General features: G+C 63.5%; 19 protein-coding genes and 1 tRNA gene. 14 read left to right on the top strand and 6 right to left on the bottom strand.

Features of this window, described 5'->3' with window-relative positions; genetic code table 11:
- The first annotated feature begins 45 nt into the window (after window positions 1-45).
- Together NP503_RS14650 and NP503_RS14645 are read left to right on the top strand one after the other, a co-directional pair.
- The gene (locus NP503_RS14650) at window positions 46-810 is read left to right on the top strand and encodes an HpcH/HpaI aldolase/citrate lyase family protein (protein ID WP_127268822.1); all 765 of its coding nucleotides are present in this window, start codon (window positions 46-48) and stop codon (window positions 808-810) included.
- A 15-nt stretch (window positions 811-825) separates the two neighbouring features.
- Window positions 826-2,043: an FAD-binding oxidoreductase gene (locus NP503_RS14645; protein ID WP_127271854.1), complete on the top strand. Its 1,218-nt coding sequence runs from the start codon at window positions 826-828 to the stop codon at window positions 2,041-2,043.
- 192 nt (window positions 2,044-2,235) lie between these two features.
- Here the strand turns inward: NP503_RS14645 and NP503_RS14640 are convergent.
- Window positions 2,236-2,325, bottom strand: a tRNA-Ser gene (locus NP503_RS14640).
- A 361-nt stretch (window positions 2,326-2,686) separates the two neighbouring features.
- Between NP503_RS14640 and NP503_RS14635 the strand changes: the two genes are divergently transcribed.
- The 5 genes from NP503_RS14635 to NP503_RS14615 all read left to right on the top strand — a co-directional run bounded on the left by NP503_RS14635 (window position 2,687) and on the right by NP503_RS14615 (window position 6,564).
- On the top strand, window positions 2,687-3,391 hold the full coding sequence (locus NP503_RS14635) for a hypothetical protein (protein WP_236383026.1): 705 nt from the start codon (window positions 2,687-2,689) through the stop codon (window positions 3,389-3,391).
- A gap of 308 nt (window positions 3,392-3,699) precedes the next feature.
- On the top strand, window positions 3,700-4,023 hold the full coding sequence (locus NP503_RS14630) for a hypothetical protein (RefSeq protein ID WP_127266916.1): 324 nt from the start codon (window positions 3,700-3,702) through the stop codon (window positions 4,021-4,023).
- Between the two features lie 100 nt (window positions 4,024-4,123).
- A complete protein-coding gene (msrA, locus tag NP503_RS14625; protein ID WP_127266917.1) occupies window positions 4,124-4,789 on the top strand; it encodes a peptide-methionine (S)-S-oxide reductase MsrA in 666 nt (221 codons plus the stop codon).
- A gap of 208 nt (window positions 4,790-4,997) precedes the next feature.
- Window positions 4,998-5,987, top strand: a complete 990-nt coding sequence (locus tag NP503_RS14620) for a BMP family protein (protein WP_127266918.1) — start codon at window positions 4,998-5,000, stop codon at window positions 5,985-5,987.
- A 115-nt stretch (window positions 5,988-6,102) separates the two neighbouring features.
- Complete coding sequence (locus NP503_RS14615) at window positions 6,103-6,564, top strand: GNAT family N-acetyltransferase (RefSeq protein ID WP_127266919.1); 462 nt, start codon at window positions 6,103-6,105, stop codon at window positions 6,562-6,564.
- Here the strand turns inward: NP503_RS14615 and NP503_RS14610 are convergent.
- Together NP503_RS14610 and NP503_RS14605 are read right to left on the bottom strand one after the other, a co-directional pair.
- On the bottom strand, window positions 6,559-6,966 hold the full coding sequence (locus tag NP503_RS14610) for a hypothetical protein (RefSeq protein WP_127266920.1): 408 nt from the start codon (window positions 6,964-6,966) through the stop codon (window positions 6,559-6,561). The genes NP503_RS14615 and NP503_RS14610 overlap by 6 nt on opposite strands.
- 22 nt (window positions 6,967-6,988) lie before the next feature.
- Window positions 6,989-7,195 (bottom strand): SlyX family protein, encoded by a 207-nt coding sequence (locus NP503_RS14605; protein WP_206517192.1) that lies wholly within the window; start codon window positions 7,193-7,195, stop codon window positions 6,989-6,991.
- Between the two features lie 229 nt (window positions 7,196-7,424).
- On the opposite strand from NP503_RS14605, the gene NP503_RS14600 reads away from it, so the two are divergent.
- From NP503_RS14600 to deoA, 6 genes are read left to right on the top strand one after another with little or no spacing between them, the layout of a single operon-like run.
- Window positions 7,425-8,957 (top strand): ABC transporter ATP-binding protein, encoded by a 1,533-nt coding sequence (locus tag NP503_RS14600; protein ID WP_127266922.1) that lies wholly within the window; start codon window positions 7,425-7,427, stop codon window positions 8,955-8,957.
- Entirely contained in the window at window positions 8,954-10,093 is a 1,140-nt protein-coding gene (locus NP503_RS14595; RefSeq protein WP_127266923.1) for an ABC transporter permease, read from the top strand. Before NP503_RS14600 ends, NP503_RS14595 begins: the two co-directional genes overlap by 4 nt.
- Before the next feature lies 1 nt (window position 10,094).
- Window positions 10,095-11,066 carry an ABC transporter permease gene (locus tag NP503_RS14590; protein ID WP_127266924.1) on the top strand — a complete coding sequence of 324 codons (972 nt, stop codon included), beginning with the start codon at window positions 10,095-10,097 and terminating at the stop codon, window positions 11,064-11,066.
- A 56-nt stretch (window positions 11,067-11,122) separates the two neighbouring features.
- Window positions 11,123-11,515: a cytidine deaminase gene (gene cdd, locus NP503_RS14585; protein ID WP_127266925.1), complete on the top strand. Its 393-nt coding sequence runs from the start codon at window positions 11,123-11,125 to the stop codon at window positions 11,513-11,515.
- Window positions 11,516-11,545: 30 nt separating this feature from the next.
- Window positions 11,546-12,355 carry a purine-nucleoside phosphorylase gene (locus tag NP503_RS14580; protein WP_127266926.1) on the top strand — a complete coding sequence of 270 codons (810 nt, stop codon included), beginning with the start codon at window positions 11,546-11,548 and terminating at the stop codon, window positions 12,353-12,355.
- Entirely contained in the window at window positions 12,355-13,674 is a 1,320-nt protein-coding gene (gene deoA / locus NP503_RS14575) for a thymidine phosphorylase (protein ID WP_127266927.1), read from the top strand. The genes NP503_RS14580 and deoA overlap by 1 nt, the downstream gene beginning before the upstream one ends.
- An 84-nt stretch (window positions 13,675-13,758) precedes the next feature.
- On the opposite strand, the gene NP503_RS14570 is transcribed toward deoA, so the two are convergent.
- The 3 genes from NP503_RS14570 to NP503_RS14560 all read right to left on the bottom strand — a co-directional run bounded on the left by NP503_RS14570 (window position 13,759) and on the right by NP503_RS14560 (window position 16,295).
- Window positions 13,759-14,322 carry a TIGR02281 family clan AA aspartic protease gene (locus NP503_RS14570; protein ID WP_127266928.1) on the bottom strand — a complete coding sequence of 188 codons (564 nt, stop codon included), beginning with the start codon at window positions 14,320-14,322 and terminating at the stop codon, window positions 13,759-13,761.
- Between the two features lie 222 nt (window positions 14,323-14,544).
- On the bottom strand, window positions 14,545-15,174 hold the full coding sequence (upp, locus tag NP503_RS14565; RefSeq protein ID WP_127266929.1) for a uracil phosphoribosyltransferase: 630 nt from the start codon (window positions 15,172-15,174) through the stop codon (window positions 14,545-14,547).
- Window positions 15,175-15,320: 146 nt separating this feature from the next.
- Window positions 15,321-16,295 carry an adenosine deaminase gene (locus NP503_RS14560; RefSeq protein ID WP_127266930.1) on the bottom strand — a complete coding sequence of 325 codons (975 nt, stop codon included), beginning with the start codon at window positions 16,293-16,295 and terminating at the stop codon, window positions 15,321-15,323.
- A 134-nt stretch (window positions 16,296-16,429) separates the two neighbouring features.
- Here NP503_RS14560 and ubiE point away from each other — a divergent pair, with 134 nt between their 5' ends.
- Entirely contained in the window at window positions 16,430-17,206 is a 777-nt protein-coding gene (gene ubiE, locus NP503_RS14555; protein WP_127266931.1) for a bifunctional demethylmenaquinone methyltransferase/2-methoxy-6-polyprenyl-1,4-benzoquinol methylase UbiE, read from the top strand.
- Window positions 17,207-17,237 lie beyond the last annotated feature (31 nt).

The raw sequence follows: 17,237 nt of genomic DNA, 5'->3' as shown, positions 1-17,237 counted from the left end.
GGACATCATACAAATTTCAACCAAATGATTGGAGACGATCGCAAGATGCAAGAACGCCTCAACACGCTGAAAGCCGCCACCGCGGCTGGCCGGGCTCACATCGGCATCTGGTGCTCGCTGGCTTCGGCGCTCACCACGGAGATCGTCGCCGGCTCCGGAGCCGATTGGGTTCTGATCGACGGCGAGCACAGCCCCAACCATCTGCGCAGCATCATGGCGCAGCTTCAGGTGATGGGCGGCTTCGACAGCGAGGCTGTCGTCAGGCTGCCCTCCGACGATCCCAATCTGATCAAGCAGGCGCTGGATATCGGCGCACGCAGCCTGATGATCCCCAATGTACGAACCGCCGATCAGGCCCGCGCCATCGTCGCGGCCATGAGCTATGCGCCCGGCGGATTTCGCGGCTTCTCGGTCGGTCACCGCGCCAATGGCTTCGGCCGCATCGCCGGCTACCACGCCAAGGCGCGCGAGCAGCAGCTTCTCGCCGTGCAGATCGAGGATGAATTGGGCGTGGCGAATGCCGCCGAGATCGCGGGGGTCGACGGGGTCGACGTTCTCTTCGTCGGTCCCGGCGATCTTTCCACCAATATGGGCGCGATGGGCAATCCCGGCGCGGCACATGTCCAGGAGGCAATCTCGTCCGTGCGCCAGGCCGCAACGGCGGCAGGCAAGGCAAGCGGCATCCTGGCGCCGGCGAAGGCCGATGCCGACCGCTACCTTGCCGAAGGCTTCACCATGGTTGCCGTCGGTTCGGACCTTGGCCTTCTTGCGCGGGGCTCGGATGCCCTGATCGCTTTGTTCAACCAGTAGCTTGGAGTCGGAGCCATGGCGATCCCGCCTTACAAAGCGCCATCGCGCAACGCCTACGACATCGTCATCGTCGGCGGAGCGGTTGTCGGCTCGTCCACGGCCTACTGGCTGAGCCAGGCGCTGGGCAGCGGTGCCTCGATCCTCGTGGTCGAGCGCGATAGCAGTTACGAGTTTTCATCGACGGCGCTGTCCACCAGCGCGATCCGGCAGCAATATTCCAATCCGATCAATGTGAAGATCAGCCAGTTCGGCATCGAGATCATCCGCACCTTCCAGGAGCGTATGGCACCTTTCTACAAGGACGAACCGGCGCCCGACCTCGGCTTCAAGGAGCATGGATATCTTTACTGCTGTTCACCCGACGGCGTCGAAGCGGCCCGCGAGCGCGTCGATCTGCAGCGCAGTTTTGGGGCCCACACAGTGTTCCTCGAGCCGGGCCCGCTGAAGGATCGCTTCCCCTGGCTCAATGTGGAGGATCTCGGTGGCGGTTCCTGGGGGGCTAGGGAAGAGGGCTGGTTCGACTCCGTGGGGCTGATGAACGGTTTCCGCCGCGCCGCCCGCGCCAGCGGCGTCGAGTATATCGACAATGCAGCGACAGGGCTGGATATTGCCGATGGACGGGTCATCTCGGTGCGCCTCGCGACCGGCCAGACGGTTCGTTGCGGAACATTGGTCAACGCCGCGGGTCCGCGCGCGCAGCAGGTCGCAGCCATGGCCGGCCTGTCGATCCCGGTCGCGCCCTACAAGCGCTACAGCTTCGTCTTTGCCAGCGCCAACCCGATCCCCGGCCGGATGCCCAACGTCATCGACCTTTCCGGTACATTCGTGCGCCCGGAAGGCGAACTTTTTCTCACCGGCAACACGCCGCAGGGCGACGGACCGGCCGGCTACGACGACTTTGAAATGCACCATGAAGAGTTCGACGACTACATCTGGCCGGCACTCTGGCACCGCATTCCGTCTTTCGACGCACTCAAGGTCCAGACCAGTTGGACCGGCCACTACGAGTACAACATGCTCGACCACAACGGCATCGTCGGCTTCCACCCGCAGGTGACCAATTTCATGTTTGCCAACGGCTTCTCGGGGCACGGGCTGCAACAGTCGCCAGCCGTGGGCCGGGGAGTTTCAGAACTTATCGTTCACGGGGCTTTCCAGACGCTCGATCTGTCGCCATTCTGTTACGAGCGCATAGAGCGCAACGAGCCGTTCCTCGAGGAAGCGGTGATCTAGGGCGAGACGATCGACCACCCCGTTTTGATTTGGCGAAGCAATTCATCACGGGACGTCGGTCGTGTTCGAGATTGCACCAAGCACAAGCGCCCCGGTTGTCCTCCTGGCCTCGAGATCGCGATGAGCGTCGGCAGCCTGCGCCAGATCATATTGCCTGGGGCGCGCCGATCTTGATCACACCTAGGTGCAAGCTGGCGGAGAGAGCGGGATTCGAACCCGCGTTACGGTCTCCCGTAAACACACTTTCCAGGCGTGCGCCTTCAACCACTCGGCCACCTCTCCGTCCATGCATGTCGCGTCGGCCGGTTTTGCCGCGCGGGTTGGGGAGATGCACCTCCCTTGGGGCAAGGCGGAACTTCCGCCATCGGCGCCGCCAACCAGCGAACGCCCTTCCCCGCACCTGAGCCGTCGAAGCAACAGGCGCGGGGCTCATCTAGTCGATCCGGCGCCGAATGCCAAGCCATATCAGCAGTCTATTCGCTTTGCCGGCCATACAGTGTTTCGCAAGGCCGCCGGCATGCCCGTTTTTACGGGCGCCGCCGCTGCAATGGTGTGCACAGGCACGACCGCCGGGCCGGCCGCCCTTGACTTCCCCCGGAGTTGCCTGTCGGGTGCCGAGGCTTTGCGGGGGCATTGTGCGGACATGACATCGAGCAATGGACAGACGCCAGTCAGGCGGCCGGACAGCGGGCTTTCCTTCGTGCCGGTGGGCTGGCTCGTCTTCGTCATGGCGTGGTCGGTCTACGGCCTGATCTCCGTCTGGCCCGCGGTCGGCGCCACCGGCCTGCCAGACAGCGTGTTTTACCTTGTCTATGGCGGGCTCGCCGTCGACATCATCACCATCCTGTGGGGGCTTTACCTGCTCGGCCTCGCCTTCGGCCGCTCGGCCCGTTTCCCGCGCCAGTTCACCATCTGGCAGGTCGCCACAATCATCTGGCTGGTGGCCTGGCAGGCCTGTGCACTGACGATTTCGGATTTCGTCTTTTCGGGCCAGGCGCTTGCCATCACCGCTGCTCAACTCGCCATCGGGGTCCTCTGCATCTATCTGCTGCGCCGTGGATCCGAAGCCGATGCCGTTTATGTCAATCCGGAAACCGAAAGCCCGCCTGTCTTCGTCTCGGTCGTCGCCGCGCTGCTCGGCATCGTCCTGGGCGCGGTCATCGGCGCCGTGGGCGGATTCGCCATCGGCTCGGTGATCGCTGATGCCACCGAGATGAGCTGTTTCGAGGGCGCCTGCGGCTATTTCGCCGTGTTCACCGGCCTGGCCGGCCTGGTGATCGGCGCCATTGGCGGCGGCGTTTTTGCCGTCTGGCGTGTCCATCGGCGCAAAAGGAAGCCGGCCGCATAATTCGCGCAGGGCAACGAATCCGGGTTCACCCGGTCTTTGAAGACTTGGCCGGCACGTCGGTTTGCGAGGCACCAAACGCAAAAACCCGCCTGTGCGGCGGGTCGTCGGCGCAAATCAGCACCCTGCTGAAATTGTTAGCATAGCTGCCCTCACATGTCAATGAAAAGCCACCCGACCGACTGTCGTCCGGCCTTCTGTTGACCTGAGTTTGGAGTCTGCAAATTCGCGTATGGCGATTGCGATCCAGCCATGCGCATTCTATCTCTGAAAGGCCCCTCGGGAGGGGACCAGCCCGGAGGAGGGTTCTGATGTTTCGCTTCGTCTTTCGTCTTGCCGCAATGATCGCGCTGTCGATTTCCGTCATCATGGCGGTGCTCGACGCGACACGCACCGTGGCGGCCTCCGTGCTGGTGCTGACCCCGCTCAACACCAGTTGGCTGGCGGTCTCGCCCGACACGAGGGCCGCCTTCGAAACCTTCATCCGAACCAAGGCCAGCCCGCTGCTGTGGGACGGCGCCGTCGCCTGGGTGCTGAACCAGCCGGGCTTCGCCGTGTTCGCGGTGCTGGCTTTCCTGCTCTATGCGATAGGCTACAGGCGGCCGCCGCGTGCTGGGCAGTTCGCCGCCACCTAGAGCATCGGACCCAAAAGCGGTTGCCGGTTTTGGGAATCCGATGCTCAAACAAAGCCGCCGTCATGCGGCTTCTTGCGTTTCACCCGGAGAGGAGCCGCGCATGTTCTTTCTCAGCGACATGCTGAACAAGAAGCTCAATCTGCCGAAGCCCTCCCAGGCCCTGCCGGGCCGCGCCAGGGCGATCCCGACCGCATCCAGACACAAGGTCTTGAAAAGATCGCTCAAGGGTCCTTATCCCGAGAGGCTGGAGACGGCGATGTTCGGACTGGGCTGCTTCTGGGGTGCGGAGCGGCTGTTCTGGCAGATCGAAGGCGTCTGGGTCACCGCGGCTGGCTATGCCGGCGGCTTCACCCCCAATCCGACCTATCAGGAGACCTGCACCGGGCTTACCGGTCATGCCGAAGTGGTGCTGGTGGTCCATGACCCCGAGATCGTCTCCTATGCTGGGCTTCTGAAGCTGTTCTGGGAAAGCCACGACCCCACGCAGGGCATGCGCCAGGGCAATGATGTCGGCACCGCCTATCGCTCCGCGATCTACACGAGCGACGAGGCGCAATTGCGGGCGGCGAGCGCCTCGCGCGATGCGTATGAGACCTCGCTGCGCGGTGCCGGCCACGGCAGGATCACCACCGAGATCGCGCCGGCGGCCGAATTCTACTTCGCCGAAGCCGATCACCAGCAATATTTGGCGAAGAACCCTTACGGCACGTGCAACCTCAAAGGCACCGGCGTCGCTTGCGCCATCCCTGCCGCCGCCTCCGCCTGACACTTGGCGCAAGGACAAGCTGCGGTGCGGCTTGTCCGCACCAAGCTTTTCCAAAAGGTCAAAATTCCGCGTGAATTTTGTTTCGGGCCATGCCAGATTGCCGCCGAGCGGGAGGGAGTACACTCCTGGCTGACGTCGTATGCCTGCCGGAGAACCGGGCAGGCATGCGGTGCATAACGGAAAAAATAACCGACAGGGTGTGGATCACATGAAACGTATCGTTCTCGGCCTCCTGGCCGCAACCGCAATGGTTCTTCCGGCTTTCGCCGCGGATGTCCAGCCGGCCATCCTCTATGATCTCGGCGGCAAGTTCGACAAATCCTTCAACGAGGCTGCCTACAACGGCGCCGAGAAATTCAAGACGGAAACCGGCACGGCCTACGTCGAATTCGAGGTCTCCAATGCCTCGCAGCGTGAGCAGGCGCTGCGCCGCTTCGCCGAGGACGGCCGCAACCCGATCGTCATGGCCGGCTTTGCCTGGACGGACGCGCTGACCAAGGTCGCCGCCGAATATCCCGACCTGAACTTCGCCATCATCGACGACCAGGTCGATCTGCCGAACGTGCGGTCGCTGAAGTTCAAGGAACAGGAGGGCTCCTACCTCGTCGGCATCCTGGCGGCGATGGCCTCTAAGTCCAAGAAGGTCTCCTTCGTTGGCGGCATGGATATCCCTCTGATCCGCAAGTTCGAATGCGGCTATGTCGGCGGCGCCAAGTCGGCGGGTGCGACTGATGTCATCCAGAACATGACCGGCGACACGCCGGCTGCCTGGAACGATCCGGCCAAGGGTGGCGAGATCGCCAAGACGCAGATCGACCAGGGCTCCGACGTGATCTACGCCGCGGCAGGCGGCACCGGCGTCGGCGTGCTGCAGGCGGCGGCAGATGCCGGCAAGCTCGGCATCGGCGTCGATTCCAACCAGAACGGCCTGCAGCCGGGCAAGGTGCTGACCTCGATGCTGAAGCGCGTCGACGTCGCCGTCTACACCGCCTTCATGGACGGCAAGAACGGCACCTTCAAGGGCGGAGTCGAGAATCTGGGCCTCAAGGAAGGCGGCGTCGACTACGCCATGGACGACAACAACAAGGCGCTGGTGACGGACGAGATGAAGGCGGCCGTCGAAAAGGCCAAGGCCGACATCATTGCCGGCAAGACCGAAGTGCACGACTATACGGCTGACAACGCTTGCCCCTATTGAGCGGCACGAACACACAGACATGATCTGCAAACCGCCGGGCGCCAGCCCGGCGGTTTTGTCTTTACCGGATCGAGCGAAACGTTCGCTCCGTGCCGGCCACCGTTTCGGGATACAGATGCAGCCAAAGATCGCACCCATCGGCGAGCACGACGTAGCAGCGGTAGCCCAGCTGCGCCTGGCCACGTTTTTCGAGGGAACCGGAAGGACGCTCGGGGAAGATGCGGCAGGGCTTCGTGGCTTGATCGCCGGTGACGGCTTCGAGGCGGCATTCGTTGCCCGGATCGGCGACACCCCGGTCGGGACATGCCTGCTGGTCCGCCACGAGCTGGAGCCCGTACATGATCTGACGCCATGGCTGGCCGGGTTGGTCGTCGATGCAAGGTATCGACGCCGAGGCATCGCCACCGCGCTGGTCAAGGCAACGGAAGCCCATGCGGCGTCACGGGGCGTCGAGATGCTCCATCTCTACACATGGGATGCGCGTGATTTCTACGCGGCTCTCGGCTGGAATACCGTTGAGATAAGCGGCTCGGACGGCGAGAAGATGGCGCTGATGTCGCGCCGCCCTCGCCTATAGCAGCTTCGCGACGAGACAGCCCAGCGCGAACGCCACCATCAGCCCGGCGGCAACGACAACTCCGCGCCGGCCGCCAAGCGCGTGCACGCCAATGCCGTATGGTGGCCGGGACAGGCTTCGGATCACCGTGCGCGGTTTGACCTCATTGCCGCCGAGCTCGACGCTGCGCATCTGAGGTAACTCGGCTAGGCGTTGGGTAACCAGTTCCCAATGCCTGCCAGGCAGCAGGTCGCGTTTTCCGTAACGGTCGAAGAAATACATCTGCTCGGCAAGTCGCGCGACCGCGTCGCGGAAGGCGGGATCGACCTCCAGGTCACGTTCGGCCCGTTCGCGGTCTTTGTCGTTCATAAGACCGAGCACATATTCGCCGGCCCGCGCGATGCGATCGCTTTCACTGACCAAGGCGTGCACCTTCCCTTTTTCCTCACCAGTGCGGTGGCTTGGTTACCGGCACTTCATCTCCTGTCTGCTCCTCCAGCGCCAGGAAGCGATCCGTCAGCGCGTCCAGCTTGCGCTGCATGCGCTCGATCACTTTCCACTGCTCGGCGATCTGGCCGGACAGTTCCTCGATGATCTTCTCCTGCTCGGCGGCGCGTATTTCCAGCGTCGTCAGCCGGTCGGCGGGCGTGATCATGTGAATTCCCCAGTCTCACCGCGATGTCGTTCACCGCGATGTCTTGCGCCGTGATGCGAATTTCGGCGCCGTCATACTAGCGAATGTGAAGGCCCCGGCCACGTTGCAAATTGACAAGCGCACCGGGATTTGTCGAGAGTGAACCGGCTCCGCCAATTGGCACGGGCGGAGCGTCATGCTAGGCGTTTTGACCAAGCGATAAAAAAATAAGAGTGGGACAGGCTGCATGGCGCAAGCCGCAATCGAGTTGATCGGCATCAACAAGAGTTTTGGTGCGGTGCGCGCCAACCGGGACATCAACCTTGAGATCGGTCGCGGCACGATCCACGGCATTGTCGGCGAGAACGGAGCTGGCAAGTCGACGCTGATGTCGATCCTCTACGGCTTCTACCAGGCCGACAGCGGCGAGATCCGCGTTGGCGGCCAGTCGGCCTCGATCAAAACCCCCAATGACGCCATCGCGCTCGGCATCGGCATGGTGCATCAGCACTTCATGCTGGTCGACAATTTCACGGTGCTGGAGAACGTCATCCTCGGCGCCGAAAGCGATGCGCTCTTGAAGAAGAGCATCGCCAAGGCGCGCTCCGAACTGGAGCGGCTGGAGCGTGAATACGGGCTGGAAGTCGATCCCGATGCAATCATCGAGGAATTGCCGGTCGGCCTGCAGCAGCGGGTGGAGATCCTGAAGGCGCTCTATCGCGGCGCCGAGATCCTGATCCTCGACGAGCCGACGGGCGTGCTGACGCCGGCCGAGGCCGACCACCTGTTCCGCATCCTCGGGCAATTGAAAGACCAGGGCAAGACGGTGGTGCTGATCACCCACAAATTGCGCGAGATCATGGCCATCACCGACACCGTGTCGGTGATGCGCCAGGGCACGATGGTGGCGACGCGCGAAACCAGGAAGACGACTGTCGAGGAACTGGCCGAGCTGATGGTCGGGCGGCGCGTGCTCTTGCGGGTCGAGAAGGGCGAGGCCGAGGCCGGCGCCGTCAAGCTCGCTGTCAAGAACCTGACGGTGAAGGATACGCGCGGCGTAACCATGGTCGACGACATCTCCTTCGATATCAGGGCCGGCGAGATCGTCGGCATCGCCGGTGTCGCCGGCAACGGACAATCCGAACTGCTCGAGGCGATTTCCGGCATCAGGCGTGCGGTGTCCGGCTCGGTCATGCTCGACGGCAAGCCGATCGACCTGACCGGCGCCGCCGACCCGGGCGAACTGCGCGACCGCGGCCTGGCGCATGTGCCGGAGGACCGCCATCACGTCGGGCTGGTGCTGGCCTTCGAGGAGAACGAGAATTCGATCCTCGGCTATCACGATGATCCCCGTTATTTGAAGGGGCCGTTCCTCAACATCGATGCCATCCGCAACGATGCCAGGGACAAGATCGCCAAATACGATATCCGGCCGGCCGACTGCCGGCTGAAGACCGCCAATTTCTCCGGCGGCAACCAGCAGAAGATCGTGCTGGCGCGGGAGATGGAACAGGACCCTGGTGTTCTGATCGTTGGCCAGCCGACACGCGGCGTCGATGTCGGCGCCATCGAATTCATCCACAAGCGCCTGATCGCCATGCGCGACCAGGGCAAGGCGGTGCTGGTGGTGTCGGTCGAGCTGGACGAGATCCGTTCGCTGTCCGACCGTATCCTGGTGATGTTTGCGGGCCGCATCGTCGGCGAACGCGGCCCCGAAGCGACCGAGGGCGAGCTCGGCCTGCTGATGGCTGGCATCGAGCACCAGGAGGCAGCACTTTGAGCGCGCCCTACGCCAAACTGCCGGCCTGGGCCGACTATGGCCTGATCCCGCTGATCAATCTGTTCGTCGCCTTCGTCGTCGCCGGCTTCGTCGTGCTTCTGGTCGGCGAGAATCCGCTGCGCGCAGCCGTCATCCTGGTCGAGGGCGCCTTCGGCAAAGGCACAGGCATCGCCTTCACCCTCTTTTATGCGACCACCTTCATCTTCACCGGGCTTTCGGTGGCGGTGGCCGCGCATTGCGGCCTGTTCAACATCGGCACCGAAGGGCAGGCCTACATCGCCGGCCTCGGCATCGCCATCGTCTGCCTGAGCTTCGACAGCACACTGCCATGGTGGCTGACCTTCCCGCTGGCGATCATTGCTGCGGCGACGGTCGGCGCATTGTGGGCGCTCATCCCGGCCTATCTGCAGGCCAAGCGTGGCTCGCACATCGTCATCACCACCATCATGTTCAACTTCATCGCCGCCTCGATCATGGTTTACCTGCTGGTCGGCCCGTTGAAGCCAGCCGCCTCGCAAGCGCCGCAGACGCGTAACTTCCTCGCCGGCGCGGAATTGCCCAAGCTCAACTGGATCATCGAGCTGTTCGGCGCCAAGATCCGTTCGGCGCCGCTCAATGTCACCTTCCTGCTGGCGCTGGTCATGGCCTTCCTGGTCTGGCTGCTGATCTGGCGCACCAAGCTCGGCTATGAAATGCGCACCTACGGTCACAGCCCGAAAGCGGCACGCTATGCCGGCATCTCCGAAACCCGCATCATCATCACCGCCATGATGATCTCGGGCGGGCTGGCCGGCATGATGGCACTCAATCCGGTGATGGGCGATCAGCACAATGTCGCCATCGACTTCGTTTCCGGCGCCGGCTTCGTCGGCATCGCCGTGGCGCTGATGGGCCGCCTGCACCCTGTCGGCATCGTGCTGGCGGCGATCCTGTTCGGCATGCTCTACCAGGGCGGCGCCGAACTCGCCTTCGAGATGCCGGCGATCAGCCGCGACATGATCGTCATCATTCAAGGCCTGGTGATCCTGTTTGCCGGTGCCCTCGAGCACATGTTCCGGCCCTACATCCAGGCGCTGTTCGCCTCGTTCAGTCCGCGATCGGTGGGCATGGAAGCGGTCAAGGGGAAAGGTGCCTGAGATGGATGTGTTCAACGCGATCATCCAGACACTGGACTCCACCATCCGCCTTTCGGTGCCGCTGCTGCTTGCCTGCCTCGCCGGCCTCTATTCGGAACGCGCCGGCATCTTCGACATCGGTCTCGAAGGCAAGATGCTGGTCGGCGCCTTCGCCGGTGCGGCCGCCGCTTCCGTGTTCCATTCGGCCTTTCTCGGCCTCGGCATGGCGATCCTGATCTCGGTCGCCTTTGCCATGATCCACGGTTTTGCCTCGATCACCCATCGCGGCAACCAGATCGTCTCCGGCGTGGCGATCAATTTCATCGCCGCCGGCTCGACCATCATCCTCGGCCAGGCCTGGTTCCAGCAGGGCGGGCGCACGCCGGCGCTGCAACCGGGCGAGCGCTTCGAGGCCATCACCTTGCCGGGCGCCGAGGCCATCCGCGGCGTTCCGATCATCGGACCGATCTATGCCGAGCTCCTGTCGGGCCACTCGATCCTGGTCTATCTTGCCTTCCTGATGGTGCCGTTCACCTGGTGGGTGCTGTTTCGCACCCGTTTTGGCCTCAGGCTGCGCGCCGTAGGCGAGAACCCGGCCGCCGTCGATACTGCCGGCATATCGGTCGCCTGGCTGCGCTACAGGGCGCTGATCTGCACCGGCATCCTCACCGGCATTGCCGGCGCCTACCTGTCGATGGTGCAAAATGGCGGCTTCGTGAAGGACATGACCGCCGGCAAGGGCTATATCGCGCTGGCAGCCTTGATCTTTGCCAAGTGGAAGCCGGTCAACGCCATGTTCGCCTGCCTTCTGTTCGGCTTCCTGGACGCGGCGTCGATCCGCCTGCAGGGATCACCGCTGCCCATCATCGGCAAGGTGCCTGCGCAGTTCATGCAGGCGCTGCCCTACATCCTCACCGTCATCCTGCTCGCCGGCTTCATCGGCAAGGCAATCCCGCCACGCGCCGGCGGCGTACCTTATGTCAAGGAACGTTGAGCGGCAGGTCGGCTTTGCGCCGGGTTTTGAACACGATCATCGGAGAGAACACCTGAATGTCGCATGATCTGTTCGAGGCCGCCAAGGCCGCCATGGCCAAGGCCTACGCGCCCTATTCTAAGTTTCCGGTCGGCGCTGCCTTGCGCACCGAGGACGGGCGCGTCTTTACCGGCGCCAACATCGAAGTCGCCTCCTATCCGGAAGGCTGGTGCGCCGAGACCACGGCGCTCGGCCACTACATCATGGGCGGCGGCGGCAAGATCGTGGAAATCGCCGTCATCGCCGAACGCATGGCGAAATGCTCGCCTTGCGGCGGCTGCCGGCAGCGGCTGGCCGAATTCTGCCGGCCGGAAACAAAGCTCTATCTCTGCGACAATGCAGGTGTGGCCGAGACCGTGACCATGGGCGACATGCTGCCTTACGGTTTCCGCGGCGATATTTTGAAATGAACAACGGGCTCAAATGAACAGCTGGCAGCGATGACGGAAAAAACCCTGGATCATCTCGTCGAAAGGCTGGACGGCCTGGCGCCGGCCACGGCCCTGGTGCTCGGTTCGGGCCTCGGCGGTCTGGTCGACCAGATCGAGGACCCGATCCGCATCTCCTATGCCGACCTGCCCGGTTTTCCCAGAAGCGGTGTCACCGGGCACGCCGGCGAAGTGGTGGCAGGGCTGTTTGCCGGCGTGCCGGTGCTGATGCTGTCGGGCCGCGCCCATTACTACGAGCACGGCAACGCCGCGGCGATGCGGCCGGTGCTGGAAGTGCTTGCCGGCATCGGCATCACGAAACTGATCCTCACCAATGCCGCCGGCTCGGTCGATCCGGACATGCCGCCTGGCTCGGTAATGCTGATATCGGACCACATCAATTTCTCGGGCACCAATCCGCTGATCGGCGAACCAAGCGACCGGCGTTTCGTCGGCCTGACTGAAGCCTATGATGCCGGCATCCGCCAGGCCATCGAACGGGCGGCAAATGCGACCGGCACCACCCTGCACAAGGGCGTCTATATGTGGTTCTCCGGTCCATGCTTCGAAACGCCGGCCGAGATCCGCATGGCGCGCATCATGGGCGCCAATGCGGTCGGCATGTCGACCGTACCGGAGGTCATTCTCGCCCGCTTCCTAGGACTGCGCGTCGCCGCCTGTTCGGTCATCACCAATCTGGCCGCCGGCATGACCGGGGCCGAGCTTTCGCACCAGGAGACCAAGGACATGGCCCCGGTCGGTGGCGCGCGGCTGGCGACGATCCTGCAACGCGTGTTCCGCGACGGACTGCTGGAGATCTGATGCTTCCCCAGGAAATCATCCGCCGCAAGCGCGATGGCCTCAGGCTGTCGGAAGAGGAGATCGCCGGCTTCGTCGCGGGCGTGACGTCGGGCGCCGTCACCGATGGCCAGGCCGGCGCCTTCGCCATGGCGGTGTTCTTCAACGGCATGAACCGCGACGAGGCCGTGGCGCTCACGCTGGCGATGCGCGATTCCGGCGATGTGCTCGACTGGTCGGACCTGCCCGGCCCGGTCACCGACAAGCATTCGACCGGCGGCGTCGGCGACAATGTCTCGCTGATGCTGGCGCCGATCGTCGCCGCCTGCGGCGCCTATGTACCGATGATCTCGGGCCGCGGCCTTGGCCACACCGGCGGCACGCTGGACAAGATGGATGCCATTCCCGGCTACATCAGCCAGCCCGATGTAGCGCTGTTTCGCAAGGCGGTGCTCGAAACAGGCTGTGCCATCATCGGCCAGACCGCCGACCTCGCGCCCGCCGATCGACGGCTCTACGCGATCCGCGACGTCTCCGGCACGGTCGAATCGGTGCCGCTGATCACCGCTTCGATCCTGTCGAAGAAGCTGGCGGCCGGGCTGCAATCGCTGGTGCTCGACGTCAAGGTCGGCAACGGCGCCTTCATGGAAAAATCGCGCGACGCCACCGCACTCGCCAACAGCCTGGTTGAGATCGCCAACGGCGCCGGACTAAAGGCTTCGGCGTTGATCACCGGCATGAACGAGCCCTTGGCGTCGGCCGCCGGCAACGCCGTCGAGGTGCGCAACGCCGTTGATTTCCTCACCGGCCGGTATCGTGACCGTCGGCTCGAGGACGTGACGCTGGCGCTGGCCGCCGAAATGCTGCAGTCGGCCGGGCTGGTGTCGTCCAACCAGGATGGCATGCGGCGCGCCACCGAGACACTCGCCAGCGGCCGCGCCGCCGCCACCTTCGCACGCATGGTGGCCGCGCTTGGCGGCCCCGCCGATTTCATCGAGAAACCGGAAAAGTATCTGCCAGCGGCGGCGATCGAATTTGCCGTCAACGCGACCGCAAACGGCTTCGTCACCGGCATCGCCACCCGCGATATCGGGCTCGCCGTGGTCGGCCTGGGAGGTGGGCGCACGCGGCCGGACGACAAGATCGACCCCGCGGTCGGCATCACCAGGTTGTTGCCGGTCGGTGCGGAGGTTGGGATCGGCGAGCCGCTGGCGCTGATCCATGCCCGCTCATCGGCCGATGCCGAGGCCGCCGCGGCTACCGTGCTTTCGGCCTATACGGTCGGCGCCTCGAAGCCGCCCGCCGACAAGTCGGTCATCCGGCGGATTCTGCCGCGCGGCTGAAGCAATTCCAGGAAAAGTGGTGGACCGGTTTTCCCGGGAAAGCGCATAGCGCTTTCCCTTGGAAATTGCGGAAAACGAATAGCCTTACTGGACGAGCAGCAGCGTGCCGTTCTCGACCTGGTATTTGTCGAGCCGGTTGAGAAAGCTCATGCCGATCAGATTGGTGCGCAGCGCCCTGTCGTCGAGCACGATGGTCTGGACGTCATTGACCGTGATGTTGCCGATCTGCAGGCGGTCGATCATGGCCACGGCCGCCTTGATGGTGCCGTTGGCCGTGTTGACCTCGTGGCTGAAGTCCGAAGCATTCAGCGACAAGCCGATTCGGCGTGCCGTCGACATGTTGATGGCGACCAGCGTGGCGCCGGTGTCGATCATGCCGTCGACCTGGCGCCCGTTGAACTTGAAAGCCGATGAGAAATGTCCGCGCTCGTCTGCCGCGACGACCACCTTGCGGCCCATCGGCAGCGGTGCCGCGGGCTTGTTGGGCACCGATGCCAGATTGACGTCTGGTTGGGCTTCGACCGCTTGTTTGCCCGGCACCGCCGACCTCAGCAGGTTTTCGACGAGTTGCGGATTGGACTGGTACACAATCGGTATCGATGCCGATGAACCGGCGAAAACGGCGAGGATCAGAAGTTTGCGCAGCATGGATCGGCCTCGCCGCATGACCCCGGAAATCGGGATCGATTTCCGAAAGGCTCACGCGCAAATCAAAATGCTACAGCGTCCTTTGCGCGTCCGAAATGGACGCGCGGCGCCGTAGTGACAGCCGATCGTTAGACCCGGATGGTGTTTGCCGCTTTAACGCGCGCCAAAACCGCGCCTTTGCGTAAACGTTTGGTAAATCGCACCAGGTGACTTTGCCTGGTATTACTTGGTCCCGTACATGCGGTCGCCGGCGTCGCCGAGGCCGGGCATGATGTAGCCCTTCTCGTTGAGCTGGCGGTCGATCGAAGCGGTGAAGACGGGAACGTCCGGATGCGCCTTGAGAAAGCGTTCGATGCCTTCGGGCGCCGCCAGCAGGCAAAGGAAACGGATGTTGGTGGCGCCGCGCTCTTTCAGCTTGTCGATCGCCGCGATCGCCGAATTGGCGGTGGCCAGCATCGGATCGACGACGATCACCAGCCGGTCGGCGAGATCGCTCGGCGCCTTGAAGAAATATTCGACCGCTTCCAGCGTTTCGTGATCGCGGTAGAGACCGACATGGGCGACGCGGGCCGCCGGAACCAGGTCGAGCAGGCCTTCCAGCAAGCCGTTGCCGGCGCGCAGCACGGAGGCAAAGACCAGCTTCTTGCCCTCAAGCGTCGGCGCTTCCATGGTTTCCATCGGCGTCTCGATGGTCGTCGTCGTCAGTTCGAGGTTGCGGGTGACCTCGTATCCGAGCAGCAGCGAGATTTCGCGCAGCAGCCGGCGAAAGCCGGCCGTCGAGGTTTCCTTCTTGCGCATGATGGTCAGCTTGTGCTGGACAAGCGGGTGGTCGACGACGGTGACGCCCTGCATGGTGTTCTCCTGATGCCTGCGCCCGAAAATGCGCGCATGGCCCTTTCGGACGCGCCGCGCTTCAAGCTGCCTGAGCGAACCCTAGCGGCAATGCGCCGGTCAAGGAACCGCTTGGCCCGCACCGACCACAGCTTTGTCGGCGGAAATCAGCGTGCCGCGCTGTTCAACCGGGCAAGAAGCGCGGTCTTCGTCTTTCTATCGACGAAAGCGGCTTCGATGGCGGTGCGGGTGACGGCGGCCAGCGCCTTTTCGTTCATCGAGAAATGCTCGGCGGCAATGTCGTATTCCCGCTTCAGCGAGGTCCAGAAATAGGGCGGATCGTCGGAATTGAGCGTCACCTTGCAGCCGGCCGCCTGCAGGGCCGGAAATGGATGATCGGCGAAACTGTCGAACACCTTGAGCGCGATGTTGGAACCGGGGCAGCATTCCAGCACGACGCCCTCGTCGGCGATGCGCCGGACGAGGTCCGGGTTCTCGATGGCGCGCACGCCATGGCCGATGCGGGACGGACGGATATGATCGAGCGCCGCCTGGACGGTCTCCCAGCCCGTCAATTCGCCGGCGTGGATGGTGATGCCGAGCCCGGCCTCGCGGGCGATCTCGAAAGCCCTGACATAGTCCTCCATATCGCCGATGCGCTCATCGCCGGCGACACCGAAACCGGTGACCAGCGGATGCCCGCAGCGCGCCGCAAAGCGCGCCGCCTGCTCGATCGACTCGACGCCGACATGGCGCACGCCGGTGACGATCATGCGGCCCTCGATGCCGGTCTTGGCCTTGGCGCGGGCCATGCCTTCGCCGAGCGCATCGGTATAGGCCTTGGGCGACAGGCCGGCCTTTTTCGCGTGGTCCGGCGAGGTGAACACCTCGGAATAGATGGCGCCGTCGCGAGCGAGACTGGTCAGATAATGGTCGGCCAGCCGCGCATAGTCCTCCTCGGTCCGGAACAGATCGGCGGAAAAATCATAAGCCGCCAGGAAGGAGGTGAAGTCATGCCAGACGAAGGAACCGTTCTGGATATAGGGCGAGGTGTCCTTGCCGTATTTCTGCGCCTGGCGGATGACGAGTTCGGGCGCCGCTGCCCCTTCGATGTGGCAGTGCAGTTCCGCTTTCAAAGGCATTCAACCATCCCGTCGGTCCGTCCAGGTCTCGAAAACCCGCCACCTGGAAGCGCGGCTGAACACCGCGCCTTAAACAATAGCGCCCGCACCATCGATCGGCTATGGTCCCGCCGGTTTTATGACGGATCAAAAAAATGTCAGTTGAGAGAACCACGGCCGCGGGCGGCATGGAAACCTCCTATGGTTTCAAGCGTGTAGGGGCTGGCGACAAGCAGTCCCTGGTCAACGATGTTTTCCACAAGGTCGCCAACCGCTACGACCTGATGAACGATCTGATGTCGGCCGGCCTGCACCGGCTGTGGAAGGACGCCATGGTCACCTGGCTCAATCCTCCCAAAAGGATCGGCTGGCGCGTGCTGGACGTTGCCGGCGGCACCGGCGACATCGCCTTCCGCATCGTCGATGCCAGCCACGGCAATGCCCATGCCACCGTGCTCGACATCAATGGCTCGATGCTGGCTGTCGGCCGCGACCGGGCCGAAAAGAAGGGCCTGTCCGGCAACACCGATTTCGTCGAGGCCAATGCCGAGGAACTGCCCTTTGCCGATGCCACATTCGACGCTTACACCATCGCTTTCGGCATCCGCAACGTGCCGCGCATCGAGGTGGCCTTGGGCGAAGCGTTTCGCGTGCTGAAGCCCGGCGGGCGCTTCCTGTGCCTAGAGTTTTCCGAGGTCGAGATGCCGCTTCTCGACAAGGCCTACGAAGCCTGGTCGTTCAACGCCATTCCAAAGATCGGCAAGATGGTCACTGGCGACGGCGAACCCTATTCCTATCTGGTCGAATCGATCGCCAGGTTTCCCAATCAACAGAATTTCGCGACGATGATTTCCCGCGCCGGCTTCGACCGCGTTTCCTTCCGCAACTACTCCGGCGGTATTGCAGCACTTCATTCGGGCTGGAAGCTTTGAGGCCGGGCCGCATTTCTCACAACCGACGCGT

Origin of the sequence: Mesorhizobium sp. SEMIA396, from assembly GCF_024518615.1 — a bacterium.
GTDB lineage: Bacteria > Pseudomonadota > Alphaproteobacteria > Rhizobiales > Rhizobiaceae > Mesorhizobium.
The sequence above is the reverse complement of the archived record's forward strand: the minus strand, read 5'-3'. Positions and strand labels throughout refer to the sequence as shown.

What these genes read in the sequence shown, in the direction of transcription:
- NP503_RS14650 (WP_127268822.1), top strand. Translation starts at nt 46, where the DNA reads ATGCAAGAACGCCTCAACACGCTGAAAGCCGCCACCGCGGCTGGCCGG.
- NP503_RS14645 (WP_127271854.1), top strand. Translation starts at nt 826, where the DNA reads ATGGCGATCCCGCCTTACAAAGCGCCATCGCGCAACGCCTACGACATC.
- NP503_RS14635 (WP_236383026.1), top strand. Translation starts at nt 2,687, where the DNA reads ATGACATCGAGCAATGGACAGACGCCAGTCAGGCGGCCGGACAGCGGG.
- NP503_RS14630 (WP_127266916.1), top strand. Translation starts at nt 3,700, where the DNA reads ATGTTTCGCTTCGTCTTTCGTCTTGCCGCAATGATCGCGCTGTCGATT.
- msrA (WP_127266917.1), top strand. Translation starts at nt 4,124, where the DNA reads ATGTTCTTTCTCAGCGACATGCTGAACAAGAAGCTCAATCTGCCGAAG.
- NP503_RS14620 (WP_127266918.1), top strand. Translation starts at nt 4,998, where the DNA reads ATGAAACGTATCGTTCTCGGCCTCCTGGCCGCAACCGCAATGGTTCTT.
- NP503_RS14615 (WP_127266919.1), top strand. Translation starts at nt 6,103, where the DNA reads ATGCAGCCAAAGATCGCACCCATCGGCGAGCACGACGTAGCAGCGGTA.
- NP503_RS14600 (WP_127266922.1), top strand. Translation starts at nt 7,425, where the DNA reads ATGGCGCAAGCCGCAATCGAGTTGATCGGCATCAACAAGAGTTTTGGT.
- NP503_RS14590 (WP_127266924.1), top strand. Translation starts at nt 10,095, where the DNA reads ATGGATGTGTTCAACGCGATCATCCAGACACTGGACTCCACCATCCGC.
- cdd (WP_127266925.1), top strand. Translation starts at nt 11,123, where the DNA reads ATGTCGCATGATCTGTTCGAGGCCGCCAAGGCCGCCATGGCCAAGGCC.
- NP503_RS14580 (WP_127266926.1), top strand. Translation starts at nt 11,546, where the DNA reads ATGACGGAAAAAACCCTGGATCATCTCGTCGAAAGGCTGGACGGCCTG.
- deoA (WP_127266927.1), top strand. Translation starts at nt 12,355, where the DNA reads ATGCTTCCCCAGGAAATCATCCGCCGCAAGCGCGATGGCCTCAGGCTG.
- NP503_RS14570 (WP_127266928.1), bottom strand. Translation starts at nt 14,322, where the DNA reads ATGCTGCGCAAACTTCTGATCCTCGCCGTTTTCGCCGGTTCATCGGCA.
- upp (WP_127266929.1), bottom strand. Translation starts at nt 15,174, where the DNA reads ATGCAGGGCGTCACCGTCGTCGACCACCCGCTTGTCCAGCACAAGCTG.
- NP503_RS14560 (WP_127266930.1), bottom strand. Translation starts at nt 16,295, where the DNA reads ATGCCTTTGAAAGCGGAACTGCACTGCCACATCGAAGGGGCAGCGGCG.
- ubiE (WP_127266931.1), top strand. Translation starts at nt 16,430, where the DNA reads ATGTCAGTTGAGAGAACCACGGCCGCGGGCGGCATGGAAACCTCCTAT.